Here is a 19,447-nt window from a genome sequence, read left to right as displayed (position 1 = left end):
GATGCGCGTGGTTGATCTGAATCAGTCCGCTCAAGCGAAGCGACGACGTGGATAGCGCTCAAGAAGGGCGCGACCATCGAGGTGTGAACGTTTGGGCGGTCCATGCGCTTCTGCATGGCCGCCGCTTTTCCTATAACCCGTTGAGTTCGGCCGACTGCTGATAGACGGGCACCTCGCAAGCCCACCCGAATGTCTCCGAGATGCGGCGCCGCATCGCATCCGCGGCCGCCGGCTCGCCGTGCGTCACGAAAGTGCGCGCGGGCGGGTCCCGCAGACTCGATAGCCATTGCAGCATCTCCCGGTAGTCCGCATGCGCCGACAGCGACGTAATCGATACGACATTGGCGCGCACGCGAACATATTCGCCGTGCAGCTTGATCGAGCCTTCGTGCGCGGCGAGCGCTGCGCCACGCGTGCCCGCCGCCTGAAATCCGACGAGCGCAATGGTATTGCGCGGATCGGATGCGTAGAGGCGCAGGTGATGCAGTACCCGGCCGCCCGTCGCCATTCCGCTACCTGCAATGATCACCATCGGTCCGTTGTGAGAGGCAATCGTCTTCGACTGTTCGACGGTTCGGGTCATGATCGCCACCTTGTCCATCGCGTTCGCTTCGGAGATGGTCAACCGATGCTCGTCGAGGTGTTTCCGGTAGACATCCGTGACGCTTGTCGCCATCGGGCTGTCGAGGTAGACGGGCACATTCGGCATACGCCCCTCCTCTTTCAGCTTCGAGATGTAGTAAAGGATTTCCTGGGTTCGCCCGACCGCGAAGCACGGCATCACGACGACACCGCCTTTCGCAAAGGTCTTGGTGAACAGCTGCGCCAGTTCGTCTTTGGGATGAGTGTCGGGGTGCAGACGGTCGCCGTAGGTCGATTCGACGACGAGATAGTCCGCGTGCGCCAGCGGTGTCGGTTCGCGCATGATGGGGTCTTCCGGCCGTCCCACGTCTCCCGAGAACGCAAGCACATAGTGATTGCGGCACGCGACAACGCTTCCCGCGCCGAGGATGTGACCAACGGGCAGAAACCGGAACCAGATGTCATGCAGCAACTCGACGGGGGTGTCGAAAGGGCGCGGCACGAACAGTCGCAGCGCGCGTTCCGCGTCTTCGAGGGTGTATAACGGCAGCGCGGGATGGTGCTTCGAGAACCCATGGCGGTTCGCGAAATCCGCTTCTTCCTCCTGCAGTCTCGCGCTGTCGCGCAGCATGATCTCGCAGAGGGCGGCTGTCCCTGGCGTGCAGTACACGGGGCCGCGAAAACCATTGCGTACGAGCAATGGCAGATAGCCGCTGTGATCGATATGTGCGTGGGTCAGTATCACAGCGTCGATCGAATCCGCCGGCACGGGTAGCGGCACCCAGTTGCGCATCCGCAGATTCTTGACGCCCTGAAAAAGCCCGCAATCGACAAGAATCCGCGCGCCGGGTTCTTCCAGCAGATACTTCGAGCCGGTCACGGTTTCGCTCGCACCGAGAAAGGTCAGCTTCATCGCGCCTCCGCAGACAGATGGATGTTCACACGCTCCATTGCATCCGATGTAGCCGTGATGCCATTGATCCAGGTCATCAACGGGTCGCGCGTACGGTTGAACGGAAAACGCTGGCGCACGCGCACGCCGCCTTGACTTGCGTCAATCGCGCGCCCGTCGCGGGTGTTAGCCTGGTGTAACCGGTAGATGTGCTGGAGACGGCAATGGTCAGGATACTTGCGCTCGGATGTGGATTCATTGCGCTGGCCGGTGTGGTCGCGCTTGCGGTGATGTACTACGTCATCTGGAAAAACGCCGACTGATCGGCCGCCGCGCGCATTTCTCAGGAGATCAGACAAATGAAACGCTTCGACCACATGTTGCGTACGGTGTCCATCGTGCTTTGCTTCGGCACGGCGAGCATCGCCGTGTCCGCGCAATCGCTTCCGGAAGCGGTCAGCACGAACGGTGTACTGTATATGACGGGAGGCGTCGGCGAAGACGAAGCTAAGGCATTTCTCTCGCTCGCCCCGCGCTACAGTCTTCGCATGATGTTCACGTCGCCCGGCGGCGGCTATCTCGCAGACGTCGGCGTCCGCATTGCCGATGCGGGCGGGAAGACGCTTCTCGACACGCGCACGGGAGGGCCGTTCCTGTACATCATGCTTCCGGCCGGGCGCTATCGCGTCATCGCGAATGCAGGGGGCCCGGAAGTGGCCCGGTGGGTGACCGTGCCTCGTCGCGGCGGCACGGATTTTCATCTGCCGCTCGAAGAGCGCGCCGCGCGGGGCACGAACGCGAACTGTCCGCGTTGTCGGCCGTCGGCGGGGCTCTAGCGGGCGACCGTTCATGAGACGCGAAGATACGCCATCGGTGGTGTTCGTCGGCGATGCGGCAACTCGATCGACACGCGGCGCGAACCCGGCCATCGGTCTGACGACGGCCGAAGTCGTCGCGTTGCGCGCCGTGCACGGCCGCAATGTGATTGCCTCCGCCTCGCGCAACCTGTGGTGGAGCACAGTGCGCGATGTGCTCGCCGAGCCGATGTTCGTGCTGCTGATCATCGCGGCCGTGCTGTACGGTCTGCTGGGCGACAGGCCGCAAGCGATGACGCTGCTTGCATTCGTCGTGGCGGAAGTAGCGCTGACCATGTTCCAGAGTCATCGCACGGCAAGCGTGCTGCGCGCGCTGCGCGACCTGTCGGCGCCGCGGGCTCACGTGCTGCGCGATGGGATACGGACTTCCGTGTCGGCGGTGGAACTCGTTCCCGGCGATGTCGTTTTCGTCGAAGAAGGTGCGAAAGTGCCTGCCGACGGCCTGGTGGTGGAAGCGCACGAACTCAGCGTGGACGAGTCGCTGCTCACGGGCGAATCCATCGCGGTCGACAAGTTTCCATGTTCGCCCGACGACGGCACACTGCCCGCCGCCATGTCGAACGCGCTGTTCTCGGGCACGATGGTCGTCCGGGGCCAAGGGTGCATGAGCGTGACTGCAATCGGCGCGAAGACGCAGCTCGGCCAGATCGGCATGCAGCTTGCCGATGTGAAAGAGGCGCCATCGCCGCTGCAGCGCGAGATCCGTACATTCGTCAGGCGTTTCGCCACCCTGGCAATGCTGATCTGCGCGTTGCTGGTTCTTGCGTACCGCTGGCGCACGGATGCGTGGTTGCCGGGACTGCTGGCGGGCATCACGCTCGCGATTAGCATCTTGCCCGAAGAGCTTCCCGTCATCATGACCGTCTTCATGGCGCTGGGTGCGCGCCGGATCGTCGCCGAGGGCGTGTTGACGCGGCGGCTCAGCGCGATCGAGACGCTGGGGCAGACGTCTGTGCTGTGCGTCGACAAGACGGGCACGCTGACGCAAAACCGCATGTCGGTGCGCGTGCTGTACGCGAACGGCGACGAAGCCTGGATCAGCAACGACGCGCCGGAAATTCGCCCCGTATTTCATGAATTGATCGAGTATCTTGTGCTGGCAAGCGAGATCGAACCCGTCGACCCTATGGAGCGTGCGTTTCACGAGGCAGGAAATGCATACCTCGCCGATACGGGCCGCTTGCACCGGCATTGGTCGCTCGTGCAGGAGTACGCGCTGACGCCCGACTTGCCTGCAATGTCGCACGGCTGGCAGACCGCCGATGGCGGCGATCTTCTGGTGGCGTGCAAGGGCGCACCCGAAGCGATCTGCTCACTGTGCGGAATGTCTCCTCACGACTCGAAAGCGTTGCTCGAGCGGGCGACACGGATGGCGGAGAACGGATTGCGCGTGCTCGGGGTGGCGCGAGCACGTCATCGCGGCGAAACATGGCCCGCCAGACAGCATGACTTCGATTTCACGTTCGTGGGTCTGGTTGGCTTGCTCGACCCTGTGCGCCCCGAAGTCGCGGGCGCGATTGCCGAGTGCAAGGCAGCCGGCGTGCGTGTCGTGATGATTACAGGCGACTATCCGTCGACGGCGCGCGCGATCGCCACGGAAGTCGGCATCGATGCCGCGCACGTGATGTCAGGTGCCGAACTCGCCGCAATGGACGACGCGGCTTTGCAACGGGTGATAAGCGACACGAGCGTGTTCGCGCGCGTGACACCCGAGCAGAAGTTGCGGCTGGTGAATGCATTTCGCCGCGCCGGCGAGGTCGTCGCCATGACGGGAGATGGAGTCAACGACGCGCCGGCACTGAAGGCGGCGCATATCGGCATTGCGATGGGCCGGCGCGGCGCCGAGGTGGCACGCGAGGTCGCGTCGCTCGTGCTATTGCGGGACGACTTCACGCCGATCGTATTGGCCATTCGTCTCGGCCGGCGCATCTATGCGAATCTGAAACAGGCGATCAGCTTTTCGGTTGCCGCGCATTTGCCCATGATCGCCGCCGCGACGATTCCCGTTCTCGCCGGCTGGCCACCGATGCTTGGACCGGTGCACATTGTGGCGCTCGAAATGATCATTGCGCCCGTGTGCTCCATCGTGTTCGAAAATGAGCGCGAAAAGCCGACAGTCATGCACGAACCGCCGAGGCGCACCGGCGAGCGGCTGATGACCAACCGGGCGCTCGCGGCCAGCGTGATGATCGGATGCGCGGTGGGCCTGGCTGTGGTCCTGGCGTATGCCTCGATGCTGTTGCGTGGATTCGATGCTGCGGCTGCGCGAACCGTGGCCTTCCCAATGCTCGTGCTGGGCAACGTAAGCATCATGACGGCTGTGCGACTGCGGGCGAGAGGCGCCGTGCCGCGCCATCTGAGGGATACCAATCCGTATGGATGGGCCGTTGCGGGTTTTGCGCTGGTCGCGCTTTGCATGCTGCTGATGGTGCCCGCGATAGCGCGTGTCTTTGGTCTGCACGCGGTGCTGGCCTGGCCGCAGTGATGGCAGCCGAAGGGATACGGGAGAGGCGATCGACGTGAAATATCTGCTGTTCCTGTTCGCCGCGGTGTTCGTGTTGAACCTGATCCCCGCGTTCGCGCCGCCGACCTGGCTCGCGATGTCCTGGATCGGGTTTCAGCGTCCCGAAGCCAATCCCCTGCTGATCGCGCTCGTCGCGGCCTGCGCGGCGACTTGTGCGCGTCTGGTGCTCGCGCGCAGCGCGGGACGATTGGTGCGTAGCAAATGGCTGCGGGAGGCCGACCGCGAGAACATCGACGTACTCAAGTCACGTCTGAGCCAGCACAGGGCCGCGACGGCGGGCGCCATTCTGCTGTACGCGTTCAGCCCGTTGCCGTCGAATTACCTGTTCATCGCGTATGGTCTGATGCGCGCGAATCTCTGGCTGATAGGCGTGCCTTTTTTTGTCGGGCGTGTGGCGAGTTACGCGGCGTGGGCCAGTCTCGCGCAGTGGGTGCACGGTTTTGTCGATCCCGAGTCGGAGTTCGAGGGCACGTTTTTCAGCCTTTATTTCATAGCGTCACAACTCGCTACGATCGGACTGGTTGTGCTTTTCGTCCGCCTGGACTGGAGCCTGCTGCTTCATGAGCGACGATTGCGGCTGCGGCCTGCACGTTGGCAAAGGGAAGGCGTAGCGGCCCGCACGAGCAAACACCGGCCATCAGCGCGAAACAAGGCGCCGTAGAAACGGCGCCCGGCGTCACGTTCTGGCTAGTGCGCCGTCGCTTCGCCGCCGCGCGCAAGCAGCATCGGCGTATCGACGAGCCGCGCGGTGCGGGCGGCCACGCTGCCGAGAAACCATCGCGCGATACCGCGTCTGCCATGCGTGCCGAGAACGAGCAGGTCGCCATGCCACTCTGCCGTGTCCCGTACGATTGTGTGCGGAACATCGTCGTGGGTGGTATGCGTCTTGATGAGGGCGGTCTCTGCGCTGCGGCCCTGATCGGCGCAGATGCGCGCAGCGCGCTCGAGGGCGGCATGACCCTGCTCCAGATACGCGCTTTCCAATGTGTCGGCGGCACCGCCATCGAACAGATGGACTGCCCGGTCCACGACGTAGACCGCGCGCAGCAGCGTGTCCGGCGTCGCCAACTGCAGACCGGTTTGCAAGGCGGCGAGCGAGCAGGCGCTGCCATCCAGTGCAAAGACCATACGCTCGGGCGGCCGATCCGTAGGAACACGGCCATCTTCTGGCACGAGCAGCAAAGAGCAGGTCGCACGCCGCGCCACCGGCTCCGATACCGTCCCTTCAATCCAGCGCAAAAGACCATGATGATGCCGCATGCCCATTACGAGCAGGTCCGCGTTCCAGTGCGATGCGGTAGTGAGCAATGCATCGGCCGTATTGCCGCTATGCACGGAGAGATCGACCAGTCCAAACTCCAACTCTATCCCGGCGAACATCCCTTCGATTTTCGCAAGCGCGACGCGCGCATCGCCGATGATCTCGTCTCTTGCTGCAGCCAGGAAACCTTGAGTCGTCGCGCCGAGAGGAAACAGCGTGCGCGGGTTCTGGGCAACCGTTACCAGCCTGATTTTTGCACGGCCGGCGAACAATGCTTTTGCATATCCGGCTGCGCGCAATGTCGCCTCCGAGTCATCCACGGCCAGCATGACGCGCTGAAACGCGCTCTTCGGGGCGGTCATGCCAAGGTCCGATGTTTGCGTCATGATGCTCCTCCGTTTCAGGCTGCACTTCATGGATGGATTCTCCATTCGGCGAAGGGTGCCCGATTGATCCTGGTCAAATTCTCATGCGCTACGCTGCGCCAGTACGGGTGCATTCAGTGCGTTAGAAACAGAGTCGCGAAGGGCATGGTCATGAAGTCGGACGGTCTCCTGGGGCCTGAAATGCGTAGGCGCTCGTCGGTTTCGTAGACTTCGAGACCGGCCTTCTGGCTGTGCAGTCTTTCCAGCGCTTCGTCCGGAAAAAGACCTGCGAGTTCGGCGAGCGCGCCGCTGCCTGCAGGTGCCTGGTGAACCACACTGCGCGACGAACGGCGCAAGCGTGCCATCAACTATAGGACATCTCGCGTGCTGTGTTTGGCGGCTGTTTGCATCTGGGCACGCTATCGACGAATGAGCTTCGCCCATTCCGATTGAAAAAATCACGCGCACCGTTTACGCACTCGTGACCGTAGTGTCAAAGCTTTAAGTCGACCTGTCAGGACCCGGTTGACCTACGTCAATCGCGGTGCTGCATGGCCGACTCACTATTGAGGTCACTTCGGCGCAAGATGCCCGGCGCAGCGTAGCCAGGCAACTTCGATTTCCGCAGACAAGCGCGAATCTTCGTGTAAACCCGGGCGCGAGAAATCGTTTGCCGTAAGAACCGGGTAAGCGCGTGCTCTTAACGTAACGCTGAGCGCATCAGAAGAACGACGCATCGAAACGCATGCGCGAATGCATTGCACCACTTCCGTTTCAGGACACCAGGTGCACATAGATGCCCCTCCTCACGACCAAGGTCGGAAGAGGGGGCTAGTCAGTCAGCGAAAGCTGTCGATGCAGGAGACGAAGATGGATCTGAAACTCGCAGAGAAAATCAAATCGAACGCGGCATACCGCGAACTGGTGCGAAAGCGCTCAAGGCTCGGGTGGACGCTGACCACCCTCGTGCTGGTCGTGTATTACGGCTATGTTCTGCTGATTGCGTTCGACAAGCAGTTCCTTGCTGCAAAGATGGGCGCGGGCGTGATGACATGGGGAATGCCGGTCGGACTGTTTGTCATCGTGTTCACGGTGGTCGTCACGGGGTTCTACGTGCGTCGCGCCAACAGCACATACGACCAGCTCACCGAGCAGATCAAGCGGGAGGCAGCATGAACGCACGACGTCTTCTCGCGCTCGCGGCGCTGTCTGTCGTCTCATTGCGCTGCTTTGCCGCTGGCGCAGACATGGGGCAGACGGTCAAGCAGGCGACCAACTGGACGGCCATCACGATGTTCGTTGTATTCGTCGTCGCGACACTCTTTATCACCAAGTGGGCGGCAAGACGGACGCGCTCGGCCGCGGAGTTTTACACAGCAGGCGGCGGCATCACGGGGTTTCAGAACGGACTTGCGATCGCCGGGGACTTCATGTCGGCCGCTTCGTTCCTGGGCATCTCGGCGGCCGTCTATGCAAACGGCTATGACGGTCTCATCTATTCGATCGGCTTTCTGGTGGGTTGGCCGATCATCACTTTCCTGATGGCTGAAAGGCTGCGCAATCTCGGCCGGTTCACCTTTGCCGACGTGGCGGCATATCGCTTCAGGCAGGCGCCGATCCGCGCGTTCGCCGCTTCGGGTACGCTCGTCGTCGTGGCGTTCTATCTGATCGCGCAGATGGTGGGTGCAGGGCAGTTGATCAAATTGCTGTTTGGCCTCGAGTACTGGATCGCCGTGGTAATCGTGGGCGCGCTCATGATGGTGTACGTGCTGTTCGGCGGCATGACGGCAACTACCTGGGTGCAGATCATCAAGGCGTGCCTGCTCCTTGCGGGTGCCTCGTTCATGGCGTTCATGGTGCTATGGCAGTTTCATTTCAGCCCCGAAGCGCTGTTCGCGAAGGCCGTCGAGGTGCATGAGAAGAAGGCGTCCATCATGGGCCCCGGCAATTTCATCAAGGACCCGATATCGGCGATCTCGTTCGGCATCGCGCTGATGTTCGGCACAGCCGGGCTGCCGCATATCCTGATGCGCTTCTTTACCGTGCCGAATGCGAAGGAGGCGCGCAAGTCCGTGTTCTGGGCCACGACATGGATCGGCTACTTCTATATTCTGACCTTCATCATCGGGTTCGGCGCGATCGTACTGGTGAGCACGAATCCCGTCTTTAAAGATGCTGCGGGCAAATTGCTGGGCGGGACAAACATGGCTGCTGTGCATCTCGCGAGTGCTGTAGGCGGCAACGTGTTTCTTGGCTTTATTTCCGCTGTTGCGTTTGCGACGATTCTTGCCGTCGTCGCGGGTCTCACGCTCGCCGGCGCATCGGCGGTGTCGCACGATCTGTATGCGACCGTCTTCAAGCACGGTAAGGCGCCGAGTGCGAATGAGCTGTTCGTATCGCGAGTCACGACGGTCGTGTTGGGTATTGTCGCTGTCGTGCTCGGGATCGTGTTCGAGAAGCAGAATATCGCGTTCATGGTCTCACTGGCTTTCGCCGTCGCGGCGTCGGCCAATTTCCCGGTGCTGTTCATGTCGGTGCTGTGGCGCGGCTGCACGACGCGCGGTGCAACCATTGGCGGCTTTCTCGGACTGATTTCAGCCGTGTTGCTGACGGTCCTCTCCAAGGCGGTCTGGGTTGACGTGTTCCACTTTTCGAACGCGCCTTTTCCTTACGCGTCGCCGGCACTCTTTTCGATGGCGATGGGCTTCGTCGGCATCTGGCTCTTCTCGGTGACGGACAAGTCCGCTCGCGGGCGCATCGACCAGGCCGGATTCGAGGCGCAGTCGGTACGCTCGGAGACTGGCATAGGAGCGGTGGAGGGAGCGAGTCACTAAACCGGCACTTGCGACGGGTCACGCCACTCAGGAATCAGGCGCGCAACCCCGTGACAAGTTGAATTTGATCGTCCCCCTTCCCGCAAGAAAGCCCGTGCGGGAAGTTGTCCCCTCCTTTGTCGGAGGGGTATTTTTTTCAGCGGGCACAGGGAATCGCGGCACGCGTTTATCCACGCCGTGTGAGGCATATTGACGATGCCGCATGGTTTGATTGCCTTGATCCAGATCAGATCGGCCGACCGTTGCATCACTATGCTGAAAGCCATACCGCGAAGGGCATGCCGCGTATCAGAGCCGCGATCCTGCATCGTTACGTCGCGATCCACACATCAAAGCAGAGCGCGGTTATGCAGATGAGAGTCGATATGAAGGTGCTTGAGAAGACTGCATTCGTCATGCATGTCTTCGTTGCGATCGTGCTGTTTGCTGTCGTGATCCACCGAAACTACCCTGAATTGTTGACACACGCGGCGTACGAGTCGGAGATATTCGCCGACGCTTATACCTCGACGTGTCTGCTTTCAGAATTAAACGCGTGCACGGCGCTTTAGGGACTCACGATGCGGGCTTTCGATTTTTATTCTCCGCTCTGTCGTCCGCGTATCGGCAACCGGATCACATCGACGTGACCTGGCAGGTCTCCCGCCAGTTCGTTTTCCGCATAACTGAAATACAGTACTGTCAGTCGGTTCGGGTCAAGAATCCGGAATATATGCAGGAGATTGAAAATGGGATCGACGGAAGCGTCGAAGACTTGCGCTTGACGAGGGATCTTGTTCGGCGTTTCCAGTTTACCCACCTGATGGCAGGAAACTTGAACGTCAGGCGTAGGCGGAGCGCTACCGCCAAAGCCGTTTTCGTCATCGGATCTGGAAACATAACAGGTCACGCCTTTCAGGAGCGGGTCGTCATAGGCGGATACTCTGATCTGCCCGCCATAGCGATGGGAGTGAGTCGCGATTTTCGCCAGATCCTCGCCATGAACTGGTAACGCCGCGCACGGCAACAGTGCTGCCAACATCCAGGGAATCGAAAAGCGCCGTGTCATGATGTGTCTCCTACGAACTGCCTGGCTGGTTGTGGACTTGTTTGAGCCAGCTTACGAGCACACGTGTCTGCCTCATTGACCGACGTCAACGAGGGGCGAATGCGCCCCCTGGCTGATCTTCAGGAAGTGACGGGACTGATGAAGTCCAGTCTCTACAAGGCGTTTGACAGCAAGGAAGGACTGTTCCGGCGGGTCGTCGAGCGCTATCACCGCGACCATCTGGGCTTTCGCGGGCAGGCGCTGGGGCAAGCGACGCCGAAGCTGATTGCCGAATCGCTGCTCAATGGCATCGTCGGCCTGCATACGGGAAGAACACGCCTTCCGGTTGTCTGGTGACGCTCGCGGCCCTTGCGTGAAGCGCTGACGCGCGTCCGCTCGCCGATGAACTGTCGGAAAGCCGCGACGCGTTCGAGCGGCGCCTGCGTGCCCGCTTCGAGTCGGTGAAGGATGCAGGGCCGCTGCCGGCAGGCATGACGAGCCATGATGCTGCCGCGTTCCTGTCGACGCTCATCCAGGGGCTGGCCGTGCAGGCGAGAGGCGGCGCGACGCGTCGCCAGCTTCGTCAGCTGGTGGCCGCCGTGCTGAAGAGCTGGCCCGACGAGGCGCCCGGCGCGAAGCGTGCCGCTGGGCGTGCGAAAGGCGTGTAAGGGCCAAACGGCGGATCGCGCGGATAGCGTCATGCGCAGCACCGGCATGCCCGGCGGCGCCTGGGTCAATGTGCGCCGGACGCGTCCCCACCACCGCCGCCGCGCGCGGGCCGCGTGATCCAGATGAGCGGGATGATCAGCACGAAGATGATCGCCGACGCGTAGAAGATGTCGTTGAGTCCCATCATCGCGGCCTGCGTATTGACGGTGAAATCGAACAGCGCATTCGACGACGACGGGCTGATGTGCAGCAGGGACTGCGTTGCGTCCATCGATTGCGCGAACACGGGGTTGTTCGCGTTGGCCTGCTCGGTCAGCCGCTCGTGATGCAGGATGGTGCGGTTGTTCCAGGCGGTGCCCGCAATCGAGGTCCCCACCGCGCCGCAGAACACCCGGACGAAATTCGACAGGCCCGCCGCGGCCGGCACTTTCGGGCCCGGCTGGCCCGACAGGATGATGGCCGTCAGCGGCACGAAGAACATCGCCATGGGGATCCCTTGCAGCAGTGTGGGCAGCACGAGGTGCCACGTGTCGATCTCGACCACGTAGTTCGAGCGCATGAAGAACACGATCGCGAAGCCGATGAACGCGAGCGTCGCAATGATGCGCGCGTCGGAGCGCGGCAGCACGCGGCCCATCACGGGCGCGAGGATCACCGCGAAGATGCCGAGCGGCGCCGTGACGAGGCCGGCATCGACGGAGCGGTAATTCAGGTACTCCTGCATCCATTGCGGCAATAGCACGAGGTTGCCGAAGAACACGCCGTACGCGACCGAAATCGCGACCGTGCCGCCGAGAAAGTTGCGCTGCGTGAACAGCCTGAGATCGACGATAGGGTTGGGCTCCGTCAGCTCCCATACAAGGAAGAACGCGAAGCTGATCACGGCCGTGACCGCTAGCGCGACGATCACAGGCGAGCCGAACCAGTCGAGATCCTTGCCCTTGTCGAGCATGATTTGCAGTGACGCGACCCATGTGATCAGCAGGCCGAGACCGACGACGTCGATGGGCAGCTTGCGCGTGGGCGTTTCCCGCGTGCGGTAGATCATCCAGGTGACGCCCGCCGCGAAAATACCGACGGGAATGTTGATGTAGAAGATCCACGACCACGAGTAACTATCGGTGATCCAGCCGCCGAGCGCGGGGCCCGCAATCGGGCCGACGGTCGCCGTCATCGCCCAGAGCGCGAGCGCCGTCGACGATTTTTCCTTCGGCCACGAACTGAGCAGAATGGCTTGCGACAGCGGAATCAGCGGGCCCGCCACCACGCCCTGAAACACCCGCGCGAGCAGCAGAATGGGCAGCGACGGCGCGACACCGCACAGCCACGACGCGAGCACGAAGCCGAGAATCGCGCTGACGAACAGCTTGATCTGCCCGAAGCGCTGCGTGAACCAGCCTGTCAGCGGAATCGACACGGCGTTCGACGCCGCGAACACGGTGATGACCCACGTGCCTTCGTCGACGGACACGCCGAGGTTGCCGGAGATGGTCGGAATCGCGACGTTCGCGATCGACGTGTCCAGCACGTTCATGAAGACGGCGAGCGCGACGGCGAAGGTCGCGAGCGCCAGCTGCCCGCCCCACAGCGGTGCCGTGGCCGCACCGGGCGGGCCGGGCGGCGTGGCGGGCTTCGGTGCGGACGGCGCGTCGGGTTGATTCGGCTCGCTCAAACGGTTCTCCGGCGGTGGGCGGACACGGGCGCATACGAGGGGCGCGGGGCACGGTCGCACGACGTGACGGTATCGGCAACATGCAGCTGTGCGCGGCGCAACATGCGGATGATAGTCGCATCCATCGAAACGCATCGGCGAGTCATGCAGGCGCTAGCGCAGAGCGCATCAGAAAGGGCTTGTCCAGTGCGGCGTCGCGCCCGAATGTCAGTTGTTGGGCGCCACTGACGCTTTGTGCAAAATACGCGCGAAAATATGACGTGCGGCGTATGCTGCCGCCTGCGCGTGACACGGCGGCGCAATGCCCGGCGTGCACGTCGCGCACCACGAAAGGATGAAGGCGATGGACTGGGAACAATTCGACAACGGCTGGCGGCTCGCGCCCGCCGAAGGACGGGCAACGGCGCTGGTCGTGCTGTTGCATGGCGTCGGCAGCAATGCTCAGGACCTCGTGCCCCTCGCGGACATCTGGCGCGAAGCGCTGCCGCACGCGGCGTTCGTGTCGCTCGACGGCAGCGAGCCGTTCGACGGCGGCTTCGGCGGGCGTCAATGGTTCAGCCTGCGCGATGTCGATGCGAACAACCGTCCGGGCCGCGTCGCGGCCGCGTGGCCCGCGCTGCAAGCAACGCTGGACACCGAACTCGCGCACTGGGGCCTGGACTACGGCCAACTGGCGCTGGTGGGTTTCTCGCAGGGCTCGATGATGTCGCTGCATCACGTCGCGACGAACCCGCAGGGCGCGGCCGTCGTGGTCGCGTTTTCGGGGCGGCTCGCATCGCCCGTGACCGCGAAGAGCGCCACGCCCGTGACGCTGATCCACGGCGACGCCGACAACGTGATTCCCGTCGACGAAACCGAACGCGCGGCCATTGCGCTGCACGACGCGGGCTTCGAAGTCGACGCGTACGCGCTGCCGGGCGTCGGCCACACCATCTCCGGCGACGGCGTCGCGCTTGGCCGCGAAGCCCTCGTGCGCGCGCTCGCGCCGCTTGCCGGGTCCTGACCGGTTGTTCATCCCGCCTCTGTGAGATCCGTCGAAAGGCCGGTCGACACGGCCGCCGATGAGCGGTCGTGCATGCGGCCGTAAGCGGCCGTAAGCGGCTGTAAGGCGCGTTTCCGAATCAATCTTCCTAAAGTTCGCTGGGCAATTGCCGATATGCGCTCTAGAGCCGGAAAAACTTTCCGACGCACGAACGCGCCGGATCGTCGCGCCGTACGTTTGACATTTTTGCTGCCGGTGAGGCAGTTCACTCCTTTTAAAAGAGCCTGAACATGGCCAGATCGAATGCGCAGTCATCGTTGTTTGGACGCCTGTTGCGCCAGTCCGTGGCGGTCGATCTCGGCACGGCCAACACGCTGATCTACACCGACGACGGCGGCATCGTGCTCAACGAGCCGTCGGTCGTGTGCTTCGACAAGCACGAAGCGGCAGCGGGGAAGACCCGCGTCGCGCTGGTGGGCAGCGAGGCCAAGCAGATGCTGGGCCGCGTGCCCGTCAACATGGAAGCGGTGCGGCCGATGCGCCACGGTGTGATCGCCAATTTCCCCGCGGCTGAGCACATGATCCGGCAGTTCGTCGACATGGCGCGCCCGCGGCCGTTCTTCGCGCGCCGCGCCGCGTTCACGATCTGCGTGCCGTCGGGCGCGACCCAGGTCGAGCGCCGCGCGATCCGCGAGGCGGCCCACGCCGCGGGCGCGTGGAAAGTGAACCTGATCGACGAGTCGCTGGCCTCGGCCGTGGGCGCGGGCTTGCCCGTGTCGGCGCCGACGGGCTCGATGGTGGTCGACATCGGCGGCGGCACGACGGAAATCGGCGTGATCGCGCTGGGCGGCACCGCCTACAACGGCTCGATCCGCATCGGCGGCGACCAGCTCGACGCGGCGATCATCAAGCACGTGCGCACCAACTTCGGCGTGCTGCTCGGCGATCAGACGGCGGAACTCGTGAAGAAGACGATCGGCTCGGCGCTCGCCATTGTGCCGCCCGACACGATGCGCGCGACGGGCCGCGGCGTCGACGACGGCCTGCCGCGCACGGTCGAGCTGTCGACACAGGACGTCGTCGACGCCATCGCCGCGCCGCTGCGCCAGATGCTGGCCGCCGTGAAGGGCGCGCTGGAAAATGCGCCGCCCGAACTCGTCACCGACATCGCGGATGCAGGCATCGTGCTGACGGGCGGCGGCGCGCTGCTCGGCAATCTCGACCGCTATTTCAGCAATGAGCTTGGCGTCGACGTGCGCGTGGCCGACGAGCCGCTGACGTGCGCCGTGCGCGGCGCCGGCGCGGCGGCGAGCGCAGGGCTGCTCGACATGTCGGCGTACGACTGACGCAATCGTTTGACATGCTTCGCGCCGCGGCTCCGCAAGGCGAGCGTCGCGAACGCAGCGCACATTGGCGCTGCACGCGCGAAAGAAAGCGCTATGTGACAATCGGGCTTTGACGGCGCGCGCGTGATAACCGCGCGCCTTTTTCATTTGCCTTCTTCAGTGAATCAGACTTCCGCTTCGAACGCGCTCTCCATCCACTTGCCCAACGGCTTGCGTATGCCTTACGTCGAACAGGGCGAAGGCGAACTGCTGCTCTTCGTGCATGGCTCGCTGTGCGATTACCGTTACTGGGAACCGCAGCTCGCGGGCTTATCCAGGCGTTACCGATGCGTTGCCGTGAGCCTCACGCATTACTGGCCCGAAACGACAACGCCTGCTGACGTTCCGTTCAGCTGGAGCAATCACGCGGATGAAGTCGCGCAGTTCATCGAGCGGCTGGGCGCGGGGCCCGCGCATGTGATCGGGCATTCGCGCGGCGGATGTGTCGCGTATCACTGCGCGCGGCGTCACGCGCAACAGGTGAAGACGCTGACGCTCGCCGATCCCGGCGGCCCGTTGCAAACGGGCGACCGCGCGCCTGCCAATTTGCCCGAGACGGTCAACGCACTGCGTGCGCGCGCGGCACAGCTAATCGAAGAGGGTGAAGTGGAAGCGGGCTTGCAGCTATTCGTCGATTCGGTGAGCCGTCCGGGCTTCTGGGCGAAGAGCACGCCGGGCTTTCGGCGCATGGCCACGGACAACGCGTCGACGCTCGCGCGGCAGTTCCGTGATCCGCTGCCCGCCTACACGCGCGAGAACGCAGCGCAGGTGAAGTGCCCCGTGCTGCTGATCGACGGCGAGAAGAGCCCGCTGATGTTCCGCCGCACGGCCGAAACGCTGGCGTCGTGGCTGCCCGATGCGCGCCGCGAGACGGTGATGGGCGCATCGCATGGCATGAACCTCGCGCATCCCGCTGCTTTCAACCGTTTCGTCGACGCGTTCATTCAGGGCGCGAAACCTTCCTGACGTAGATAGCGCACCTGCGCCATTGGCGCCCGGCAGCGCGAACATGTCTGACGCGTCAGTCTTTTGCGTGCGCGTCGACATCGAGCGCGCGCTCGGCCGGTTCGCCCACGAGGCCGCGATAGTACAGATGGACACCGATCGCGAGCGAGTCGTGGCGGATTTCGTTAAAGGCCTTCCACGCTTTCACGGGCTCCTTGAACACGAGATAGTGCGCTTCATGCGAGATCAGGCGCGCGACCTGGTGCAGGCCGTGACCATGCAGACGATCGACGAGCGCATCGAGGCTGTGATGCGTGCGCGCGTCCGTGCGCGGGTAGAGCATGTGCAGAACGGCGACCTTCTCCGTTGCCAGCGCCGCCGACATCGCGAGCACGATGTCCTGGTGGTTCAGCGCCGTGACGGCGATGTCGTCGGCATCTTCGGTCGCGGGAAAGAGCGTGTCGATGTTCATGTTCATTTTGGTCGTTCCTGTGTCTGACTTTAAAAAAGACCCGCCGTAGTCACGGCGGGTCCAAGACAGCAATGTGTTTGCAGGGGAAGCGAAACACGAATCCAGTATCGCAAACGCCATCGCGTTTGGCGCCCCATCGGCGAGCAAAACATTGTTGCGCTGATCGCTCCAACTTTCATTTGTCTGTCGGCGCAAAGCCTTGTCTCTGTGTCGAGTATTGCGGTGTGCGAGATGGATTGTTGCGCGCGAGCGTGCCAATCAAGGCACCTGGCCGCCGTAAAATGCATGCGGCCGCCGGGTGCGGCGATCCGCACAGCCGCGCGCTTGCGCCTGTGCCGCGTAACGCGCGTCGCGGCCCTCGCATGTCATGCAATGCAATGTCGAAAGGAATCCCTGATGAACGTATCAACGACGAAAGCCACGCTGTCGTTTTCGAATAGCGACGAAAAGATCGAATTGCCGGTTTATAAAGGATCGATGGGTCCGGATGTGATCGACATTCGCAAGCTGTATGCGCAAACGGGCAAGTTCACCTACGACCCTGGCTTCATGTCGACGGCCTCGTGCAACTCGTCGATCACGTATATCGACGGCGACAAGGGCGAGCTGCTGTATCGCGGCTATCCCATCGACAGCCTCGCGTTGAACGCCGACTTCCTCGAAACGTGCTACCTGCTGCTCAAGGGCGAGCTGCCCACGCTGCAGCAGAAGAAAGAATTCGAAGAGACCGTCACGAAGCACACGATGGTGCACGAGCAGATGCACTTCTTCTTCCGGGGCTTTCGCCGCGATGCGCACCCGATGGCGATTCTGGTCGCCGCAGTCGGGGCGCTGTCGGCGTTCTATCACGACTCGCTCGATATTAACGACCCGACGCATCGCGACGTGTCCGCGATCCGCATGATCGCGAAGCTGCCTACGCTCGTGGCGATGGCTTACAAATATTCGATCGGCCAGCCGTTCGTGTACCCGCGCAACGACCTGTCGTACAGCGCGAACATCATGCACATGATGTTCTCGAACCCGGCTGAGGAGTACAAGGTCAATGACGTGCTGGTGCGCGCGCTCGACCGCATCCTGATCCTGCACGCCGATCACGAGCAGAACGCGTCCACGTCGACGGTGCGTCTGGCGGGTTCGTCGGGCGCGAACCCGTTTGCGTGTATCGCGGCCGGTATCGCGTGTCTGTGGGGCCCGGCGCACGGCGGCGCGAACGAAGCGGCGCTGAATATGCTGGAAGAAATCGGCTCGGTCGACAACATTCCGAAGTTCATCGAGCAGGTGAAGGACAAGAATTCGGGCGTGAAGCTGATGGGCTTCGGCCATCGTGTGTACAAGAACTACGATCCGCGCGCGAAGCTGATGCGTGAGACCTGCCACGAAGTGCTGAACGAACTGGGCCTGCACGACGACCCGCTGTTCAAGCTCGCGATGGCGCTCGAAAAAATCGCGCTGGAAGACGAATACTTCGTGTCGCGCAAGCTGTACCCGAACGTCGATTTCTACTCGGGCATCGTGCAGCGCGCACTCGGCATTCCGACAGCGATGTTCACCTGCATCTTCGCGCTCGCGCGCACCGTGGGCTGGATCGCGCAATGGACGGAAATGATCGCCGATCCCGAGCAGAAGATCGGCCGTCCGCGTCAGCTGTTCGTCGGCGAAACGCCGCGCGAGGCGAAGCCGATCGCAAAACGCTGAACTCGTTGAACATCGGCTGATACAAGGCTTGCTTTTGAACGCCGCTATCCGCGGCCTCGTCTGAAAATGCAGACGCCGCTTCCGCAAAAGGGAAGCGGCGTTTGTTTTTGTGGGCCTTGCGTGCTCAATTGAGAAGGACGACGAAGCAAATACCGCGCTCACGATCGCGTTGCGAAAATATCGGGTGCGCAGTGCACCAGCTGGCAAGCAACAGACACCGAAAAGACAGCACGACCCGTGCCAAATAGCAGGATTCGCAGCCGATTTCGCCTTTCAATGTAAATTTCATGAAGAATCGGGGCACCCGTCGTACTATCCTCTGTCCTACTTCCGCTAACCTTCTACAATCCCCGGAACGAAGTTCATCGGAACGAAGCCACCAGAACAGGAGCGAGCTGATGCAGGACCCAGAAGCACTCGGCGGGCTGACCCATCAGGGCGGCGTCGACTATCGCGGCGATGAGGCAGATGGCGCGTTCATTGCCCCGGAAAACCTGAACGTCGCGAGCGCGACGCAGCACGTGCTGAAGTCGGGCGGCACGTTCATCGTCAACGATCCCCTCGGCGACGTGACGGGCCATGACGACGGCCTGTTCGTCAACGATACCCGCGTGCTGTCGCAACTGCGCCTGACATTCGGCGGCCGTGCGCCGTCGCTGCTGTCGGGCAGCGTAAGCAGCGACAACACCTCATTCACCGCGCATCTGACCAATCGTCCGTTGCCGCCTCTTGGCGGCGACAGCACGCCCGAAGGCGTGATCCACGTCGAGCGCGTGCGCGTGCTGTCGGGCACCGTGATGAACGAGGCGATCGAGCTCACCAACTACGGCGCGACGGACGCCGTGGTGCCGCTGTCCATCTCGTTCGCGAGCGACTTCCGCGACATGTTCGAAGTGCGCGGCCTGAGGCGCGCGAAGCAGGGCAGCATCGAAGCGCCGCGCGTGCACAAGAACGAAGTGCTGCTCGGTTATATCGGCCTCGACGACGTCGCGCGCCGCGTGCGCGTCGCGTTCTCGCCGATGCCCGACAAGCTGCTCGCGGGGCGCGCCGACTACACGATCAAGCTGCCGGCGCAGGCCTGCGTGTCGATCTATCTGTCCGTGGCCGTGCAGGTCGAGGCGCACAAGGGTGCGCCCGACGTCGACGTGCCGCAATCCACGCATACCGTCACCGAGCTGCACGTGTCGCAGATCGACGCGGCACGGCCGCGCGTGGGCCGCTCCGCCGTGCGCGCGGCGCTCGTCGACGCGCACGTGCGCGAGCG

General features: G+C 62.9%; 18 protein-coding genes. 13 read left to right on the top strand and 5 right to left on the bottom strand.

Annotated features, from left to right (window positions below):
* Positions 1 to 130 precede the first annotated feature (130 nt).
* Positions 131 to 1,495: an MBL fold metallo-hydrolase gene (locus H3V53_RS23285; protein ID WP_336599966.1), complete on the bottom strand. Its 1,365-nt coding sequence runs from the start codon at positions 1,493 to 1,495 to the stop codon at positions 131 to 133.
* 338 nt (positions 1,496 to 1,833) lie between these two features.
* On the opposite strand from H3V53_RS23285, the gene H3V53_RS23280 reads away from it, so the two are divergent.
* From H3V53_RS23280 to H3V53_RS23270, 3 genes are read left to right on the top strand one after another with little or no spacing between them, the layout of a single operon-like run.
* Positions 1,834 to 2,310: a carboxypeptidase regulatory-like domain-containing protein gene (locus tag H3V53_RS23280; RefSeq protein WP_336599965.1), complete on the top strand. Its 477-nt coding sequence runs from the start codon at positions 1,834 to 1,836 to the stop codon at positions 2,308 to 2,310.
* Positions 2,311 to 2,323: 13 nt separating this feature from the next.
* Positions 2,324 to 4,834 (top strand): cation-translocating P-type ATPase, encoded by a 2,511-nt coding sequence (locus tag H3V53_RS23275; RefSeq protein WP_336599964.1) that lies wholly within the window; start codon positions 2,324 to 2,326, stop codon positions 4,832 to 4,834.
* 34 nt (positions 4,835 to 4,868) lie between these two features.
* Positions 4,869 to 5,534, top strand: a complete 666-nt coding sequence (locus H3V53_RS23270) for a hypothetical protein (RefSeq protein ID WP_336599963.1) — start codon at positions 4,869 to 4,871, stop codon at positions 5,532 to 5,534.
* A gap of 26 nt (positions 5,535 to 5,560) precedes the next feature.
* Here H3V53_RS23270 and H3V53_RS23265 read toward each other — a convergent pair whose 3' ends face one another.
* A complete protein-coding gene (locus H3V53_RS23265) occupies positions 5,561 to 6,520 on the bottom strand; it encodes a universal stress protein (protein ID WP_336599962.1) in 960 nt (319 codons plus the stop codon).
* A gap of 849 nt (positions 6,521 to 7,369) precedes the next feature.
* On the opposite strand from H3V53_RS23265, the gene H3V53_RS23260 reads away from it, so the two are divergent.
* From H3V53_RS23260 to H3V53_RS23250, 3 genes are all read left to right on the top strand, one after another.
* Positions 7,370 to 7,675 carry a DUF485 domain-containing protein gene (locus H3V53_RS23260; RefSeq protein ID WP_336599961.1) on the top strand — a complete coding sequence of 102 codons (306 nt, stop codon included), beginning with the start codon at positions 7,370 to 7,372 and terminating at the stop codon, positions 7,673 to 7,675.
* A complete protein-coding gene (locus H3V53_RS23255; protein WP_336599960.1) occupies positions 7,672 to 9,333 on the top strand; it encodes a cation acetate symporter in 1,662 nt (553 codons plus the stop codon). The genes H3V53_RS23260 and H3V53_RS23255 overlap by 4 nt, the downstream gene beginning before the upstream one ends.
* 104 nt (positions 9,334 to 9,437) lie before the next feature.
* A complete protein-coding gene (locus H3V53_RS23250; protein WP_336599959.1) occupies positions 9,438 to 9,884 on the top strand; it encodes a hypothetical protein in 447 nt (148 codons plus the stop codon).
* A 26-nt stretch (positions 9,885 to 9,910) separates the two neighbouring features.
* Here H3V53_RS23250 and H3V53_RS23245 read toward each other — a convergent pair whose 3' ends face one another.
* Positions 9,911 to 10,381, bottom strand: a complete 471-nt coding sequence (locus H3V53_RS23245; protein ID WP_336599958.1) for a CreA family protein — start codon at positions 10,379 to 10,381, stop codon at positions 9,911 to 9,913.
* Positions 10,382 to 10,480: 99 nt separating this feature from the next.
* Between H3V53_RS23245 and H3V53_RS23240 the strand changes: the two genes are divergently transcribed.
* Positions 10,481 to 10,717 (top strand): hypothetical protein, encoded by a 237-nt coding sequence (locus H3V53_RS23240; protein ID WP_336599957.1) that lies wholly within the window; start codon positions 10,481 to 10,483, stop codon positions 10,715 to 10,717.
* Between the two features lie 134 nt (positions 10,718 to 10,851).
* A complete protein-coding gene (locus H3V53_RS23235) occupies positions 10,852 to 11,028 on the top strand; it encodes a hypothetical protein (protein WP_336599956.1) in 177 nt (58 codons plus the stop codon).
* Positions 11,029 to 11,093: 65 nt separating this feature from the next.
* Here H3V53_RS23235 and H3V53_RS23230 read toward each other — a convergent pair whose 3' ends face one another.
* Positions 11,094 to 12,701 (bottom strand): DHA2 family efflux MFS transporter permease subunit, encoded by a 1,608-nt coding sequence (locus H3V53_RS23230; protein WP_336599955.1) that lies wholly within the window; start codon positions 12,699 to 12,701, stop codon positions 11,094 to 11,096.
* Between the two features lie 343 nt (positions 12,702 to 13,044).
* Here H3V53_RS23230 and H3V53_RS23225 point away from each other — a divergent pair, with 343 nt between their 5' ends.
* From H3V53_RS23225 to H3V53_RS23215, 3 genes are all read left to right on the top strand, one after another.
* Positions 13,045 to 13,704, top strand: coding sequence for an alpha/beta hydrolase (locus H3V53_RS23225; RefSeq protein WP_336599954.1), 660 nt, complete (start codon positions 13,045 to 13,047; stop codon positions 13,702 to 13,704).
* Between the two features lie 269 nt (positions 13,705 to 13,973).
* Positions 13,974 to 15,029 (top strand): rod shape-determining protein, encoded by a 1,056-nt coding sequence (gene mreB, locus H3V53_RS23220; RefSeq protein ID WP_336599953.1) that lies wholly within the window; start codon positions 13,974 to 13,976, stop codon positions 15,027 to 15,029.
* Positions 15,030 to 15,245: 216 nt separating this feature from the next.
* Complete coding sequence (locus H3V53_RS23215; RefSeq protein ID WP_063787730.1) at positions 15,246 to 16,034, top strand: alpha/beta fold hydrolase; 789 nt, start codon at positions 15,246 to 15,248, stop codon at positions 16,032 to 16,034.
* Between the two features lie 55 nt (positions 16,035 to 16,089).
* Here H3V53_RS23215 and H3V53_RS23210 read toward each other — a convergent pair whose 3' ends face one another.
* On the bottom strand, positions 16,090 to 16,491 hold the full coding sequence (locus tag H3V53_RS23210) for a hypothetical protein (protein ID WP_336599952.1): 402 nt from the start codon (positions 16,489 to 16,491) through the stop codon (positions 16,090 to 16,092).
* A 390-nt stretch (positions 16,492 to 16,881) separates the two neighbouring features.
* Here H3V53_RS23210 and gltA point away from each other — a divergent pair, with 390 nt between their 5' ends.
* A complete protein-coding gene (gene gltA / locus H3V53_RS23205) occupies positions 16,882 to 18,183 on the top strand; it encodes a citrate synthase (RefSeq protein ID WP_054925335.1) in 1,302 nt (433 codons plus the stop codon).
* 398 nt (positions 18,184 to 18,581) lie between these two features.
* The coding region (locus H3V53_RS23200; protein ID WP_336599951.1) for a glycogen debranching N-terminal domain-containing protein at positions 18,582 to 19,447 on the top strand (866 nt) is incomplete at its 3' end.

The organism is Paraburkholderia bengalensis, from assembly GCF_037126505.1.
GTDB lineage: Bacteria > Pseudomonadota > Gammaproteobacteria > Burkholderiales > Burkholderiaceae > Paraburkholderia > Paraburkholderia bengalensis.
The sequence above is the reverse complement of the archived record's forward strand: the minus strand, read 5'-3'. Positions and strand labels throughout refer to the sequence as shown.